Raw genomic sequence first — 15,815 nt, 5'->3', positions numbered from 1 at the left:
GTCTTGCGAGTGCCCACACAGATTGTCTGATTCAATTGTTAAAGAGCATTGCAACCGATGATTCGTTTCCCGGTTGCGAGGCTGCGTATCTTACGCTTTTCGCCTCCGAAGTCAAGCGCTTATTTTCGCTTTTCTTCGCCGCCCGCCGCGGCGTGTCTCAGCTCAGCGTCGGTCAGTGGTGGCGCATTATAGGGAGTTTTCCGGCGGTGACAATAGTTTTTTTTGAAAAAAATTATCGTTTGCTCAATCACACAGCAAAACCCCTATTTATACCCACTTACTCACAACATTATCCACAAAACGATATTTTGGTGAAATTTACCGAGCATAACGCAAACGTTTGCGTTACAATTCACGAAGGAAAAATCACACATGTTTTTTCAGATTGTTTTGAAATGTTATTGCAGAAACCATTTTTTCTATAAAGTCAGTGGTTTTTTCCCCCAATAACACATTCTTGTTTTATGAAATTCGAAGGATCACACCAATGCAACAGCTTCGTCCAATCCGCCGTGCCCTGCTGAGTGTTTCTGACAAAGCGGGAATTGTTGAATTTGCCAAAGCCTTATCCAGTCGCGGTATCGAACTGCTTTCTACGGGTGGCACTGCTGGTCTACTGGCCGAAGCAGGATTGAATGTTACCGAGGTTTCTGACTATACAAGTTTTCCTGAAATGATGGATGGACGGGTCAAAACACTTCATCCCAAAGTCCACGGTGGCATTTTGGGTCGGCGTGGGCTGGATGATGAGGTGATGGCACAACACCAGATTTCGCCGATTGATATGGTAGTCGTTAACCTTTATCCCTTTGCTCAAACCGTGGCAAAACCAAATTGCTCTCTGGAAGATGCAGTAGAGAATATTGATATCGGCGGCCCAACAATGGTTCGCTCTGCTGCCAAAAATCACAAAGATGTGACGATTGTTGTCAATAGCCAAGATTACGACAAAATTATTAAGGAGATGGATAACAACCAAAATTCGCTGACACAATCCACTCGCTTTAATTTAGCCATCAAGGCATTTGAGCATACCGCCGCATATGACAGCATGATTGCTAATTACTTTGGCACATTAGTTCCACCTTATCATGGCGAAACTGATCAGCCATCAGGTCGTTTCCCTCGTACACTGAATCTGAATTTCATTAAAAAGCAAGATATGCGTTATGGTGAAAACAGTCATCAAGACGCAGCCTTCTATATAGAAGAGCAAATCACAGAGGCTTCGATTGCTACAGCAACCCAGTTGCAAGGCAAGGCACTCTCTTATAACAATATTGCGGATACCGATGCTGCACTGGAATGTGTCAAAACCTTTTTTGAACCTGCCTGCGTAATTGTCAAACACGCCAATCCTTGTGGTATTGCGATTGGTACTGATATCCATACTGCCTACGACCGCGCCTTTAAGACCGATCCTACTTCCGCTTTCGGAGGCATCATTGCATTTAACCGTGAACTAGATGCCAACACCGCCCAAGCCATTATTGAACGCCAATTTGTTGAAGTCATTATTGCTCCTTCTATTAATAAAGCAGCTCTTCCAATTCTGGCAACAAAACAAAATGTCCGCGTTTTGGCATCCGGCGAATGGCATTCTCCTGTTACTAGCTTAGATTTTAAACGTGTTAATGGTGGTTTGCTGGTACAAGATCGCGATTTAGGCATGGTGACAGAAAGTGATCTGGTTGTTGTATCCAAACGCCAGCCGACAGAACAAGAAATGCAAGATGCCCTGTTCTGCTGGAAGGTCGCTAAATTCGTCAAATCCAATGCTATCGTTTATGCCAAGGATAATATGACAATTGGTATTGGAGCCGGACAAATGAGCCGTGTTTACTCTGCCAAAATCGCAGGCATTAAAGCAGCAGATGAAGGTTTAGAAGTTCATGGTTGCGCCATGGCTTCAGATGCATTCTTCCCATTCAGGGATGGTATTGATGCCGCAGCAGCTGTAGGAGTGAGCTGTATTATCCAACCAGGTGGTTCTATTCGTGATGATGAAGTAATTGCTGCCGCCGATGAACACGATATTGCCATGATTTTCACTGGCATGCGCCATTTTCGTCATTAACAACTTCTACCTTATTAATAGGAGCCCCCAGATGAACATATTGATTATTGGTAATGGTGGAAGAGAACATGCATTAGCTTGGAAAGCGGCGCAGTCTCCTCTGGCAAATAAGGTTTATGTTGCACCGGGTAATGCGGGCACAGCATTGGAAACAAATTTAGAAAATGTGGACATTGCCGCAACAGATATTGAAGGTTTGCTGGCATTCGCCCAAGATCATGAAATTGGCCTGACTATTGTAGGGCCCGAAGCTCCACTGGTTATCGGTATGGTTGATGCTTTCAAGCAGGCAGGGCTGACTATTTTCGGCCCAACAAAAGCAGCTGCCCAATTAGAAGGTTCCAAAGCTTTTACCAAAGATTTCCTTGCCCGTCATCATATACCTACGGCAGCCTACCAAAATTTTACAGAAATTGAACCTGCACTGGCTTATTTGGAAAAAATGGGCACACCAATCGTTATTAAAGCCGATGGCCTTGCTGCGGGTAAAGGCGTAGTGGTTGCCACAACCATGGAAGAGGCACAAAGCGCCATCAAAGATATGCTGGCTGGTAATGCGTTTGGTAATGCTGGGTATCGTATTGTCATTGAAGAATTTCTGGATGGGGAAGAGGCCAGTTTTATTGTCATGGTGGATGGAAAAAACGTAGTTCCTATGGCAACCAGTCAAGATCACAAACGCGTGGGTGACGCTGATACAGGGCCGAATACCGGAGGAATGGGGGCTTACTCACCGGCACCGGTAGTAACGAATGAGATCCACCAGCGTGTGATGGAAACAATCATTTACCCTACTGTGGAAGGAATGGCAGCCGAAGGCCATACCTACGTCGGTTTTCTCTATGCAGGGTTAATGATTGATAAGCAGGGTGAACCGAAAGTAATCGAGTTTAACTGTCGATTTGGTGATCCTGAAACTCAACCCATCATGATGCGTCTACGCTCTGATTTGATCGAATTGTGCCTTGCTGGTGCTACAGGCCAGTTAAGCGGAAAAACCTCTGTATGGGACGATCGCCCTGCTTTGGGGATCGTACTGGCAGCGGGAGGTTATCCAGCCAGTTATACCAAAGGTAATATTATTCGTGGGTTAGTACAAAAATCAGATATCGGTGAATCAGATATAAATGAAAAGGTTTTTCATGCGGGAACAGCTTTTAAGGACGAAAATGTTATCACTGCGGGCGGACGTGTTTTATGTGTTACTGCTTTAGGTTGTGATATCGCGGATGCACAGAAAAAAGCGTATCTAAGAGCAGGGCAAATTAGCTGGGAAGGCTGCTTTTATCGTAAAGATATTGGCTACCGGGCAATTGCACGTTTGAAATAGAACCCCCAAGCCGACGGAAGTACAGGATTACAGTTTATCTTTCGTCGGCTCCCAGCGACAAAAATCATCATTGGCGACCAACAATAACCGTTTCCCTTTCGGCGAATCCAGCCATGCAATAACCAACAAACCGGAGTTGTTACTTTCTCTTTCTTTGAGCCAATTCTGATCATGAGGCTCAAATTCAATAAGCAATTGTTTTCCTGAACAAGTAGTCACTCGTCCATTCAACCAGTGCCCCTGTAATAACTTAACTTTATCTGTAATTAAAGCGTCACTAATTTTTTCTATCTGCTTAGTATCAGATTTCAGGCGAGCCATATCATCATCGGACAGCGGTTCATTACGTTTTTGCAATTGCCGCAGTTTAAAAATAACGGAATTATCTTGATCGATTCGTAATGTTTCTGTGATTGGAGGGTTATCAAGCACATTGCGACGGATCTGCCACAAGCTACCATGACGATACTCGTAGAACGTTACAATGGTGTTTCTATTATAACTATCTCTATTATGGGCATTTTGATTGTGGGTATCTTTATTATGGTAAGGATTATAATGGTAAGGACTGTAAACACTCATGATAACCTGAGGTTTACTGTTTTGATCATTCAATCGCCATAAACGAACAACACCACCGTCGGTTACAAAACCGCTGGCACTGAAAAGAGGTGTTCTTGGTTGGCTCGAACAGGCGCTGAGCAAAAATATGATTCCTAATGCTAACAGCCCCTGTAGAATCAACAAAAGGGGTTTATTTTCCCCTCTTATTTTTTTTAGCAATACGATTACTTAACTGCGTCTTTCAATGCCTTACCAGCAGAAAAAGCAGGCACGTTTGCTGCTGCGATTTTGATTTCTTTACCAGTTTGTGGGTTACGACCAGTGCGTTCTGCACGGTGGTTAACTTTGAAAGTACCAAAACCTACCAACTGCACTGCATCACCATTTTTCAGGGATTCAGTGATTGCATTCAAAGTCGATTCCAGAGCAGCTTTAGCCTGGGTTTTAGTCAGGTCTGCGCCTGCTGCAATTGCATCAACTAATTCGGTCTTATTCATAGATTATCCTTACAGTGTGTTTATCGTTTGCAAAGCATCGAGTGCGACGGATATGCCGATTTGACAGCACCCCTGCATACACGCACCGATAGCCACTTCTTTTCGCCCCCCAATGTAGAACAGAGTGAGGGCAAAAGTGAAGTCTTTAAATGCGGCAAATCAAGCAACAAGTCACGTTTTATGAGTTATTGCTCCAAATTTATGCCGATATTACTAACCCCCGCCTCACGGAGATCAGCCTTTAATCCTTTAATTAATTCGATATCCCGCTCTTCGCAATCTGCCAATAAACGGAAAATCTCCCATTGAATATCCCACTCTTCTTCAATGGCCGGTAATACTTTCAACTCATCCTCAGTCATTTCCCTGCCAGCCTGCGTCATTTCCAGCATAGCAACAGTACGGATGGATATTTCACTGACCGCTATTGCATGCTCTAATGTTGAGCCACTCAGACGAGAATGAATTACTTCACCCAATGCAATACACGCATCAATCGCTGGGTACACACCATAAATATCATAATCTTCTGATGATGGGACAATAGATTCCAATTTTTCCAGCTGATTATCAAAATTTACTTTTACATCTTTCACGACCAATATTTCCCACACTAAATCCAAAATACGGCGATATTGTGCAGGATCTGAAAACTCGCTTTGGCGACAAAACACCTGATAATTTGGATACATACGCTCACATAGACTAGCCATAAAAGTCAAATGTTGCCAACTTTCGAGTTTCTCCAACCTCAGGTGGATCGGGTTTCTTAACATTGGTCGTTACTCATAGTGCCTAATTTGCGCCGAAGTTTACCTGAAAATCAAGAAGATCCACACTGTTCCAGCACAATTATAGATTTTTCTGCATTATTTGCTCAAAAAACAACCTTGCGTGAAGAGATTCCATCCGCCCAACGGGTTGGTTCAGGCAATTTATATCCCTTCATACACTGCTCAACCCAAAATACTGCACTGTCAAGACAGATTTTATGGCCGAGGGAAATATAGAGCGGATTACACCTTTTTTTGCTTCTCAATACAACACCGATCTGTTCACCATGCTCCATCAATGGCTGGCGACTTCCCTGAGCCTCTCCTACCGGTATGTGTTCACCACACAAGCGGCTCTTTGCCACTCCAATTGTTGGAATATCCGCCAATAGTCCAAAATGGCTGGCAACGCCAAAACGCCGTGGATGGGCAATGCCCTGACCATCCACCATAACCAAATCCGGCCGCAATCTTAATTTTTGCCATGCAGCCATCAGCGCAGGATATTCACGAAATGAAAGTAAACCGGGGATATAGGGAAGGAGTGTATCGATCCTGGCAATTTGATATTCGACCAATTCTAGTGAAGGGTACTGTAACACCGCGATTGCGGCACAAGTCACCGTACCACTCTTTTCGAACCCAACATCAGCACCCGCAATGAATTTTGGCGTAAAAGATGCAGAAAAAACATCATGGCGGATAACCTGCCGTGATTTTTCTATCTGTTCCTGACGTAATGCCTTTGTATCAATCATAGAGTCATTGATGGTATTTTACTGAAAGCCTATGTACTGCTTCGACAAATGCACCGGCATGCTCTGGTGGAACATCCTGATGAATACCATGTCCCAAATTGAAAACATGCCCACTGCCCACACCAAAATCTTGCAAAATCGTCGAAACTTCTTCTTCAATTCGTGCTGGCTGAGCATACAGCATGGAAGGATCCATATTACCCTGCAAAGCGACTTTATCACCAACGCGCCGACGCGCATCAGCGATACTCGTCGTCCAGTCCAGACCAAGTGCGTCACAACCGGTTGCTGCCATCGCTTCAAGCCATTGCCCGCCCCCTTTTGTAAACAAGGTAACAGGCACACGACGTCCTTCATTCTCGCGGATCAATCCATCAACAATTTTATGCATATATTGCAGGGAAAACGCCAGATAATCGCGCTGGGACAAAACGCCTCCCCAAGTATCAAAAATCATGACAGATTGAGCGCCCGCTTTTATTTGCGCATTCAAATATAGAATAACGCTGTTTGCCAATTTATCCAGTAGCATATGCAACGTAGCAGGCTCCGCATACATCATGGATTTAATTTTGGTGAAAGCCTTGCTGCTTCCTCCCTCGACCATATAAGTTGCTAATGTCCACGGACTACCAGAGAAACCAATCAGAGGAATCTGCCCCGCCAATGCCTTACGAATCGCACGTACCGCATCCATTACATAGCCCAATTCCAGCTCTGGATCAGGCACCGGTAATTTTTCTACATCAGCATGATTCTGGATCGGAGAATGAAAACGTGGCCCTTCACCCGCTTCGAAATAAAGCCCCAATCCCATTGCATCAGGAATAGTCAAAATATCCGAAAACAGGATAGCTGCATCCAGCGGAAAACGGCGCAAGGGCTGGAGAGTGACTTCACAAGCCAATTCAGTGTTTTTGCATAACGAGATGAAATCTCCTGCCGCCTGACGTGTAGCTTTGTATTCAGGTAAATATCGACCGGCCTGACGCATCATCCATACAGGTGTGATATCGACAGGCTGACGCAATAAGGCACGCAGATAGCGATCGTTTTTCAACTCATTCATGACAAGCTCCCTTGATTAATTGATCACAGCACTTTTCTGCAGCATCATTCCGCTGCAATATGCACGACAAATATGCACGAAAAAACTGGCGCAGTTTAACATGCCTGAAATTGAACTTCTGGCATAACCTCCAATAACGTGATTTGCTCACTTATTGACAAATTACTGATGGCGGCACAACGCAACCGTATCTTCAATTAAACGGCGGGCAATCGTATCAGGGGGAGGAATCAGAGGAAGGTTATCATAGCGATACCAATCTGCACTGATAAGCTCAACGGGATCAACCTTGATTTCGCCACTCTCATAATCAGCCAGAAAACCTGTCATCAATGAATTCGGGAAAGGCCACGGCTGAGAAGCAACATAACGCAAGTTACGGATCTTAATTCCACTCTCTTCCATTACTTCACGGTGCACAGCTTCTTCCAGCGTTTCCCCCACTTCAACAAAACCGGCAAGCACGGTATGGATGCCATTGCGGTGACGCTGATGCTGTGCCAAAAGAATATGGTCATCACGCCGGATACCAACAATAATACTGGGAGAAATTTGTGGGTAGTAACGTTCATGGCAATGGTTGCACAAACAGGCCCATTCATGTGGACTATGCTGCATTCCATGACCACAATAACCACAATATTGATGTGAACGATAAAACTCAGCTAATTGGACGCCACGCCCAACCAATTGAAATAATTGAACATCATGATCAGCAATTAAACGGGGAGAGGACATATCTGAAACCATTTTCTGGCGAATCAACCAAACCGTTTCCCCCAACCACTCGCCAATGGGCAACGCCATATGACCTTGCAATGACCACTGATTGGCAGTTCCTGAAGGCAACTCTCCTTGTGGTAGCCAAACCCGATTTTCAAGGCTGATAATCCACCAGCCCCGTTCTGTACCTGTCAGTTTTTGTTGCATCATTTATATCTATTCCATCATTGGTTGTGTGATTATTCTCAAAATATGTTGCCTAAAATCAACACAAAACAAGCATACTCCTTTTTCATCTTCTTTCGTCTTTAATCTTGTTATATTAACTGTACTTCTGAATACCTGCCCACAATAGAGAGTCACAATAATGCCAAAACAAATCGCTGTATTTGATCTGGATGAAACACTGATTTGCGGAGATTCCAGCCAACTCTGGACAAATTATCTATGGGAAAAAGGTATCATTACCGATCCTCGCTTTATAGAAGCAGACCAGAAAATGATGAAAGATTACAGTGCAGGAAAATTGAATATGCATGATTACCTGACATTCAATTTGCAATCACTGCATCAAGCTCATCATGAACAGGTAGATATCTGGCTAACAGATTTTGTGGAAACAAAGATCAAACCACTTTTCTATCCTGCGGCCAAAAAACAATTAGAGATTTACCGCCAGCAAAACATTCCCATCATTATTATCTCTGCCACAGTATCCTTCGTGGTCAAAAAAATTGCTGCTGCGTTTGGCGTACAAACCGCAATGGGAATTGATATGGTAATGAAAGATGGCTGCTATACGGGCAATATTCAAGGAACTCCGACCTTCCGTGAAGGCAAGGTCACCCGTTTACAACAATGGCTTGCAGAGCAGAATTTCTCGCCTGAGCACATTGCATTTTATACAGACTCAATGAATGACTTGCCGATGTGTTTATTTGCCAGTGAAGTATTTACCGTTAATGCAGATCAGAAATTGCAATCAGAAGCAGAAATTCGTGGATGGAACCAATTGAATTGGTTGCTTTAAAAAACATTCTCTAAATATGCTGCTATTTTGTTAACTCCCCAAAATAGCAGATTCTTTCCTAAAAAATCATTAAAAGGTAAGGAAAAAATTGCCCAGGAATTTTAAAAAAACCTAAAATACAATCAGTTAAGAGAAAATCAATATTATTGTAAATAGCCAATCATCCTATTATTGAAACATCAGATATATCCTAAAAAAACCATTTATCTTCCAACCATCCAGTATTACTTGCATAATTCAGCGCCTAATTAAAACATCAATCTTTTCGCAACCATAAATATTGAGAATAGTTTAGTGATAAATAAATATATTTCACCAACCATAACAGCATTTATATTGTGCTCACCATCTGCCTTAGCTGAAATAAATATCTACCCTAGTGGCAGCCAAAACGAGAATATCACAGAAAATTCTATTGCTATTGGCACACAAAATAACCTAAATGGAGCCACTAAAGGTATTGTGGTCGGAAATAACGGTAAACTGATTAACTCCGATAAAGGAATCATTATTGGATCTGGTACTGTCACTAATGGCGATGGTATATCTATTGGTGGTGGAGAATCCCAAAATGGAGGTATTGCCATTGGCAGTGATTCAAAATCTGAAAAATACTATGAAATGAACATTGGTAATAGACAAATTACTGGCGTAAATTCTGGGGTTGCTGATACTGATGCAGTCAATGTTAGGCAATTAAACCAGATGGCTCAAAATAATCTGGAAAATGCCAATATACATATTAATAAAAAGGTTGAAAAATTAAACAAATCTTTTCAAAATCATCTGCATACCATAGAGAATAACTTAAATGAAACAGTGAATAGTGTTAGGCCATATATCAACAAAGAGAAGAAAAAAACCATTAATGAGATAACCCATTACACCAATAAAATAGTATCTCAATCCTTCAATGATTCCTTAGAAAAAACCAAGCATTATACCGACACCCGCTATAACCAATTAAATCGTAAGCTGACACATAATTATAACCTTGCTAATGCGGGCATCAGTGGAGCAATGGCTATGTCGGCTATCCCACAAAAATTCGGTTACGAAAAATCCTTTGGCATGGCGGTCAGTTCTTTCCACAACCAAAATGCCTTAGCTATTGGAGCTGAATGGAATATATCTGCCAGAACTGTTACTCATTTTAATGCCTCTATTGATACCTTAGGTGGTGTTGGTATCGCGGCTGGTCTGGCGTTTGGTGCGAATTAATATAGGATTAGGAATATAGGTAATGAAAATTCGGTATTCATTTTTATTAATTTCGATCTCTCTGACAACAAATATAACAATGGCTGTTGAACCTCCCATTCATAGTAATAATAATACCTTAACATTTACAGAAGATAAAAATGGCAATACGTTCACTGCAAGTTATTTGAGTAATAATAAATTGACCAATTCCTTTAACAACAGAGTATTAGCCTCAGAATCAACTATAATAAACTCAAGTGACAATGACATTGGAAAAAGAGATGAAATAATTCATATTGGTTATAATTTATGGGAAATTGATTCATTCTATATTGAGTTAATTAATAGTAATAAAAACAAGATATATGGCGCTTACAATAAATTAGAAAAATCGAATCTAAATTCAATGGAAACAAACTTTAGCGAATTAAAAAATTCCAATAAAAATTCCATATTAGGAGTTAAAAATACATTAGATAACTCTGATCAAAATACAGTTCATGGCGATAACAACAAACTACAGAACTCAAATGATAACAACTTAAATTATGTTCAAGGAGTTATACTAATAAATTCTGACAAAAATGAAATCAGTGCTCATTGGAATAACTTGACTAACTCCCAGGAAAACACAATTACTAATGCTCACAATACCCTCATTAGTTCGAATAAAAATAAAATATCAGGCGCCAATAACACACTTAAACACACGATTGGCTCTGACATTAATGGTAATGATAACTATATTATTCACGGCAATAATTTATTCAAAGATGACCAAAACCAACTGATAACTCAAATAACTCCCAGTAATAGCGTCTTGGGAGGAAATGGGAATGCTGGCATTGGTTCCAGTATGGCTGAAATAAATTCCAGTGTTGTCCTCGGGCACAATACCACGGCAACAACTACGGCCACGTACTTAAAAAACGCCGTGGCATTAAATGCCGAGGGAGCTGCTGGCGATACAGTTATCGCGATTGGCGGCAAGGCTGACGGTGACAATACAGTTGCTATCGGGGTTGGTTCATCCAGCACCAACGGAGGAATCGCACTTGGCGTAGGTTCAATAGCTACACGAGCAGATGAATTGAACATCGGTCACCGCCAGATAACTGGGGTCAAAGCAGGTATTGAGGATAATCATATCGTCAATGTCAAACAGCTTAACGGCAGTCTAGACAATGTCTTAAAACAGGCAAAAACCCACATTGAAGTGGGAACAGCAGCACTCTCTAAGGAAATCAAAACAAAAACAGATACCCTACAAGCACAAGCTAACAAGCACACTGATGATATCCTGCTACCGATGAAAGATGATGCCAAACAACGATTTCAGCATATCACTAGACAATCAACCCACTATACCGATATCCAAACGACCAAGTATCAAGCATTGTCTGACAAAATGTCAAAAAACTACACTGGCTCCCGTTTTGATCAGTTGAGCCGCAGCGTTGATAAACAGCAGAAAAAAATCAACGCGGGTATTTCTGCGGCAATGGCAACAGCGGCCATTCCGCAAAAAGGTGGTAATAAATTCTCTGTTGGCATCGGCATTGCCTCATACCGTGATCAGGCTGCTGGTGCTGTAGGCTCTATTTTTACCATTAGCCCACATGCTCAGATAAAAGTTGCTATGACTTATGACACCCAAAGCGGTACAGGGCTTAACTCAGGAATTGCGATTGGATTTTAATCCCACCTAAAGTTTTAGGTTGTAGTTTTCACAATCCCCTTTATACTCTGGGGTGTTTTTTTCTTGTCGGAGTGCCTAGCGTTCAGCGTATAACACGATGAACACAGGCTGAGACCGTTAGTTCGGGATCCGCAGAACCTGATCGGGCTAATACCCGCGAAGGGAACAAGAGTAATCATCCCGCTGCCAGTATTATCGTACATCCATGCCAATATCATGTACAAATACCAACCAGCACCAGCCATTACTCCCTGCGAGCTCCAGACAAGCAATTTTCTCAACTTAAGCCTGTTCAGCAATGAAGTAGGCAATAACACAGTCAGGAATTTGCTATGTCTAAGTCCAATGATATCGTTATTTCAAATAGCGCTATTTCAAATGCCACTATTTCCAATTCCATTATTCCAACGGCTGATATTTCGCAAAAAGCTCATCCAGCAAGGCCACGCAAAGCTCAACGAGATGCCGCACAAGCGTTTATCAACACCATTCAAGGAGTGGCTTTTCCCAACTCAAAACGCATTTACCTTGAAGGTTCACGTCAAGATATTCAAGTTCCGATGCGTGAGATCCAACTTTCTCCCACATTAATAGGTGGCACGAAAGAGAATCCTCAATTTGAAGAAAACGAGCCGATTCCCGTTTATGATACTGCTGGCCCTTATGGCGATCCTACTTCCGTATTGGATGTGCAGACAGGCTTATGTAAAATCCGGCAACCGTGGATTGATGAACGCAACGATACCGAACCTGTTCCAGTACTCAGTTCTGATTTCACCCAGCAACGTCTTGCCGATGCAGGATTGGATCACCTCCGCTTCCACAACCGCCCGCATCCACTAAAAGCCAGACCGGGTAAACGTGTTACTCAATTGCACTACGCTCGCCAAGGCATAATTACACCAGAAATGGAATTTATCGCACTGCGCGAAAATATGGGACGCGAGCGTATCCGCAGTGAAGTCCTGCGCCAACAACATGCAGGACAAAGTTTCGGGGCCAACTTACCGGAAAACATCACACCAGAATTTGTTCGCCAAGAAATTGCTGCCGGTCGCGCGATTATCCCCGCCAACATTAACCACCCAGAATCCGAACCCATGATTATTGGCCGCAACTTTTTGGTGAAAGTGAATGCCAATATCGGTAATTCCTCCGTCACATCATCCATCGAAGAAGAGGTGGAAAAACTGATTTGGTCTACCCGCTGGGGCGCAGATACCGTGATGGATCTCTCTACCGGGCGCTACATCCACGAAACCCGCGAATGGATACTGCGAAACAGTCCGGTTCCCATTGGTACTGTGCCGATTTATCAGGCACTGGAAAAAGTCAGCGGCATTGCGGAAAACCTGACGTGGGAAATGTTCCGCGATACTTTGCTGGAACAGGCCGAACAAGGCGTGGATTATTTTACCATTCATGCAGGAGTACTGCTGCGTTACGTGCCGATGACCGCCAAGCGCCTGACAGGCATTGTTTCCCGAGGTGGCTCAATTATGGCGAAGTGGTGCCTCTCCCATCATCAGGAAAATTTCCTCTACACCCACTTCCGCGAAATCTGTGAAATTTGTGCCGCCTATGATGTCTCTCTCTCTTTGGGGGATGGGTTGCGCCCCGGCTCAATTCAGGATGCCAATGACGAAGCCCAATTTTCAGAACTATATACACTCGGTGAATTGACTAAAATCGCATGGGAATACGATGTTCAGGTCATGATCGAAGGGCCGGGGCATATCCCAATGCAACTCATTCGCCGCAATATGACAGAAGAGCTGGAACATTGCCACGAAGCCCCCTTCTATACCTTAGGGCCGCTGACGACCGATATCGCCCCCGGTTATGACCATTTCACCTCTGGCATCGGAGCCGCCATGATTGGCTGGTTTGGCTGTGCCATGCTGTGTTATGTCACCCCCAAAGAACACCTCGGTTTGCCCAACAAGGAAGATGTTAAACAAGGCCTGATTACTTACAAAATCGCAGCACATGCGGCAGACCTTGCCAAGGGCCATCCGGGAGCTCAAATCCGTGACAATGCCATGTCAAAAGCACGTTTTGAGTTCCGCTGGGAAGATCAATTCAATCTGGCGCTTGATCCCGACACCGCCCGCGCCTATCACGATGAAACCTTGCCACAGGAATCAGGCAAAGTTGCCCATTTCTGTTCCATGTGTGGGCCAAAATTCTGCTCAATGAAAATTACGCAGGACGTGCGCGACTATGCCGCAAAACTGGAACAGGAAGCGGGTATGGAACAGATGTCAGAAGAATTCCGTTCCCGTGGCAGCGAACTCTATCACAGCGCGGAGGAGGTGGCTCATGAAAAGTCAGCTCATAAAAAATCAGCCTGATACATCTGGGGTGAATATAGCCAAAGTGCTCCCAAAAGCCCCTTTTGCCCCAACCGTACATCGGCTGGGGCTTTATCCTATTGTGGATTCACTGACATGGATTGAACAGTTACTGGAAGCTGGTGTCAGAACCCTGCAATTGCGGATCAAAGACCAGCCCGAAGAACAGGTAGAGAAAGACATTCAAGCTGCCATTTCACTTGGTCGCCAATATAAAGCCCGTCTATTCATCAATGATTATTGGCGTCTGGCGATCAAGCACGAAGCCTATGGCGTTCATCTGGGACAGGAAGATCTTGATATCGCCGATCTCAGTGCCATCCAGCAAGCCGGATTGCGTCTGGGCATTTCTACCCACAATCAACAGGAACTGGCACGGGCAAAATCTCTGCGTCCTTCTTATATCGCACTTGGGCATATTTTCCCCACTGCCACTAAAGAGATGCCCTCATCACCACAGGGTCTGGAAGCGCTCAAACATCAAGTAGATATAACACCGGAATACCCCACCATCGCCATTGGTGGCATTTCATTGGAACGAGTACCGGATGTCGTTGCAACAGGTGTGGGTGGCGTGGCATTGGTCAGTGCTATCACAAAGGCAAAAGACTGGCAGCAGGCAACGGCCAGATTGCTTCATTTGGTTGAAGGTCAGGATTTGATTGAATGCCAAGATTTGGCTGAAGATCAGAAACGGGGGCTTTTATGTTAAACGATCAAGAATTCATGCGCTACAGTCGCCAATTAATGCTGGAAGACATTGGCCCTGAAGGACAAGAGAAACTAAAAGCCAGCAAAGTACTGATTGTCGGCCTTGGCGGATTAGGATCACCGGCTGCACTTTATCTCGCAGCGGCAGGAGTGGGAAACCTTTATCTTGCAGATGATGACAAGTTGCATATTTCAAACCTGCAACGCCAGATTATCTACCGCACGGCAGATATTCCTGCCAACAAAGCCCAATTAGCAGCAAAACAACTGGCTGAACTGAACCCGCATATCAACATCACTGATCTAACCGAGCGGCAAAATCATGAGTCTTTAGTTAATGCGATAAGGGAAGTCGATCTGGTATTGGATTGCTGCGATAACCTAGCAACCCGCCATGCTATCAATGTAGCCTGTATTGCAGAAAAAAAACCACTCATCAGCGGAAGCGCCGTCGGTTTTAGTGGTCAATTGATGGTATTGACACCACCTTACCAGCACGGTTGCTATGCCTGTCTTTATCCCGATCAAGAAGAACCTCACCGAAACTGCCAGACAGCCGGTGTCTTAGGCCCCATCGTTGGTGTGATCGGTACATTGCAATCATTAGAAGCCATAAAAATGCTGGCAGGTCTTTCTTCTCCCCTAAACGGAAAACTCCGGCTGTTTGATGGCAAACAGCAAAGCTGGAGCACATTACAGCTTACTCGCTCATTACAGTGCCCCATTTGCAAAGCAGCCAGCAACAAAACGGTTACCGGGGAAACAGATACAGGGAAAACTGATAGTGATGAAAAACGGTCAGGAAAAGAAGTCGCATGAACATTATCGTCAATGATCAACCCATTACATTGAACGCGCCCATGACGGTGCAACAATTGCTGGAACATATCAATCGCACCCAATCAGGGACTGCTTTGGCTATCAATCAAACCATTATTCCGCGCTCAGAGTGGCATATCCATCAGGTTAATGACGGGGATAATGTTTTACTGTTTCAGGCCATTGCTGGTGGCTAATATTGCCGGAG

16 protein-coding genes and 1 riboswitch are annotated in these 15,815 nt (G+C 43.8%); of the genes, 10 read left to right on the top strand and 6 right to left on the bottom strand.

Annotated elements, in window-relative coordinates:
• The 3 genes from Xvie_RS21635 to purD form a co-directional block, all read left to right on the top strand.
• Nucleotides 1-425, top strand: a 425-nt coding sequence (locus Xvie_RS21635) for a hypothetical protein (protein ID WP_167376281.1), incomplete at its 5' end; no start/stop codon positions are given.
• 62 nt (nt 426-487) lie between these two features.
• The gene (purH, locus tag Xvie_RS13755; protein ID WP_086109877.1) at nt 488-2,077 is read left to right on the top strand and encodes a bifunctional phosphoribosylaminoimidazolecarboxamide formyltransferase/IMP cyclohydrolase; all 1,590 of its coding nucleotides are present in this window, start codon (nt 488-490) and stop codon (nt 2,075-2,077) included.
• A 31-nt stretch (nt 2,078-2,108) separates the two neighbouring features.
• Nucleotides 2,109-3,407: a phosphoribosylamine--glycine ligase gene (gene purD / locus Xvie_RS13750; protein ID WP_086109876.1), complete on the top strand. Its 1,299-nt coding sequence runs from the start codon at nt 2,109-2,111 to the stop codon at nt 3,405-3,407.
• 27 nt (nt 3,408-3,434) lie between these two features.
• Here purD and Xvie_RS13745 read toward each other — a convergent pair whose 3' ends face one another.
• From Xvie_RS13745 to nudC, 6 genes are all read right to left on the bottom strand, one after another.
• Nucleotides 3,435-4,148 (bottom strand): DUF1481 domain-containing protein, encoded by a 714-nt coding sequence (locus Xvie_RS13745; RefSeq protein WP_208612593.1) that lies wholly within the window; start codon nt 4,146-4,148, stop codon nt 3,435-3,437.
• 47 nt (nt 4,149-4,195) lie between these two features.
• Nucleotides 4,196-4,468, bottom strand: coding sequence for a nucleoid-associated protein HU-alpha (gene hupA / locus Xvie_RS13740; RefSeq protein ID WP_010848914.1), 273 nt, complete (start codon nt 4,466-4,468; stop codon nt 4,196-4,198).
• Between the two features lie 185 nt (nt 4,469-4,653).
• Nucleotides 4,654-5,244, bottom strand: a complete 591-nt coding sequence (locus Xvie_RS13735) for a YjaG family protein (RefSeq protein WP_086109875.1) — start codon at nt 5,242-5,244, stop codon at nt 4,654-4,656.
• A gap of 101 nt (nt 5,245-5,345) precedes the next feature.
• Nucleotides 5,346-5,999: a deoxyribonuclease V gene (gene nfi / locus Xvie_RS13730; protein ID WP_139838859.1), complete on the bottom strand. Its 654-nt coding sequence runs from the start codon at nt 5,997-5,999 to the stop codon at nt 5,346-5,348.
• 4 nt (nt 6,000-6,003) lie between these two features.
• The gene (hemE, locus tag Xvie_RS13725) at nt 6,004-7,068 is read right to left on the bottom strand and encodes a uroporphyrinogen decarboxylase (protein ID WP_086109874.1); all 1,065 of its coding nucleotides are present in this window, start codon (nt 7,066-7,068) and stop codon (nt 6,004-6,006) included.
• Nucleotides 7,069-7,230: 162 nt separating this feature from the next.
• Nucleotides 7,231-8,001, bottom strand: coding sequence for an NAD(+) diphosphatase (gene nudC / locus Xvie_RS13720; protein ID WP_086109873.1), 771 nt, complete (start codon nt 7,999-8,001; stop codon nt 7,231-7,233).
• Nucleotides 8,002-8,158: 157 nt separating this feature from the next.
• On the opposite strand from nudC, the gene Xvie_RS13715 reads away from it, so the two are divergent.
• From Xvie_RS13715 to thiS, 7 genes are all read left to right on the top strand, one after another.
• Complete coding sequence (locus tag Xvie_RS13715; protein ID WP_086109872.1) at nt 8,159-8,821, top strand: HAD family hydrolase; 663 nt, start codon at nt 8,159-8,161, stop codon at nt 8,819-8,821.
• Nucleotides 8,822-9,115: 294 nt separating this feature from the next.
• Entirely contained in the window at nt 9,116-10,042 is a 927-nt protein-coding gene (locus Xvie_RS13710) for a YadA-like family protein (RefSeq protein WP_086109871.1), read from the top strand.
• 22 nt (nt 10,043-10,064) lie between these two features.
• Nucleotides 10,065-11,723, top strand: coding sequence for a YadA-like family protein (locus Xvie_RS13705; protein WP_086109870.1), 1,659 nt, complete (start codon nt 10,065-10,067; stop codon nt 11,721-11,723).
• A gap of 57 nt (nt 11,724-11,780) precedes the next feature.
• Nucleotides 11,781-11,905, top strand: a riboswitch (TPP riboswitch).
• A gap of 150 nt (nt 11,906-12,055) precedes the next feature.
• Entirely contained in the window at nt 12,056-14,077 is a 2,022-nt protein-coding gene (gene thiC / locus Xvie_RS13700; protein WP_086109869.1) for a phosphomethylpyrimidine synthase ThiC, read from the top strand.
• On the top strand, nt 14,046-14,789 hold the full coding sequence (gene thiE, locus Xvie_RS13695; RefSeq protein ID WP_086109868.1) for a thiamine phosphate synthase: 744 nt from the start codon (nt 14,046-14,048) through the stop codon (nt 14,787-14,789). Before thiC ends, thiE begins: the two co-directional genes overlap by 32 nt.
• Nucleotides 14,783-15,607, top strand: a complete 825-nt coding sequence (locus Xvie_RS13690; protein ID WP_086109867.1) for a HesA/MoeB/ThiF family protein — start codon at nt 14,783-14,785, stop codon at nt 15,605-15,607. Before thiE ends, Xvie_RS13690 begins: the two co-directional genes overlap by 7 nt.
• Entirely contained in the window at nt 15,604-15,804 is a 201-nt protein-coding gene (gene thiS, locus Xvie_RS13685) for a sulfur carrier protein ThiS (RefSeq protein WP_086109866.1), read from the top strand. The genes Xvie_RS13690 and thiS overlap by 4 nt, the downstream gene beginning before the upstream one ends.
• Nucleotides 15,805-15,815: the final 11 nt, after the last annotated feature.

Origin of the sequence: Xenorhabdus vietnamensis, from assembly GCF_002127535.1 — a bacterium.
Taxonomy (GTDB): Bacteria; Pseudomonadota; Gammaproteobacteria; order Enterobacterales; family Enterobacteriaceae; genus Xenorhabdus; species Xenorhabdus vietnamensis.
Note: the sequence above shows the minus strand (reverse complement) of the source record. Positions and strands in the feature narration are given on the sequence as shown.

Excerpts from the sequence above, each read along its gene's own strand:
- purH (WP_086109877.1), top strand. The coding sequence starts at position 488 with ATGCAACAGCTTCGTCCAATCCGCCGTGCCCTGCTGAGTGTTTCTGAC.
- purD (WP_086109876.1), top strand. The coding sequence starts at position 2,109 with ATGAACATATTGATTATTGGTAATGGTGGAAGAGAACATGCATTAGCT.
- hupA (WP_010848914.1), bottom strand. The coding sequence starts at position 4,468 with ATGAATAAGACCGAATTAGTTGATGCAATTGCAGCAGGCGCAGACCTG.
- Xvie_RS13735 (WP_086109875.1), bottom strand. The coding sequence starts at position 5,244 with ATGTTAAGAAACCCGATCCACCTGAGGTTGGAGAAACTCGAAAGTTGG.
- nfi (WP_139838859.1), bottom strand. The coding sequence starts at position 5,999 with ATGATTGATACAAAGGCATTACGTCAGGAACAGATAGAAAAATCACGG.
- hemE (WP_086109874.1), bottom strand. The coding sequence starts at position 7,068 with ATGAATGAGTTGAAAAACGATCGCTATCTGCGTGCCTTATTGCGTCAG.
- nudC (WP_086109873.1), bottom strand. The coding sequence starts at position 8,001 with ATGATGCAACAAAAACTGACAGGTACAGAACGGGGCTGGTGGATTATC.
- Xvie_RS13715 (WP_086109872.1), top strand. The coding sequence starts at position 8,159 with ATGCCAAAACAAATCGCTGTATTTGATCTGGATGAAACACTGATTTGC.
- Xvie_RS13705 (WP_086109870.1), top strand. The coding sequence starts at position 10,065 with ATGAAAATTCGGTATTCATTTTTATTAATTTCGATCTCTCTGACAACA.
- thiC (WP_086109869.1), top strand. The coding sequence starts at position 12,056 with ATGTCTAAGTCCAATGATATCGTTATTTCAAATAGCGCTATTTCAAAT.
- thiE (WP_086109868.1), top strand. The coding sequence starts at position 14,046 with ATGAAAAGTCAGCTCATAAAAAATCAGCCTGATACATCTGGGGTGAAT.
- Xvie_RS13690 (WP_086109867.1), top strand. The coding sequence starts at position 14,783 with ATGTTAAACGATCAAGAATTCATGCGCTACAGTCGCCAATTAATGCTG.
- thiS (WP_086109866.1), top strand. The coding sequence starts at position 15,604 with ATGAACATTATCGTCAATGATCAACCCATTACATTGAACGCGCCCATG.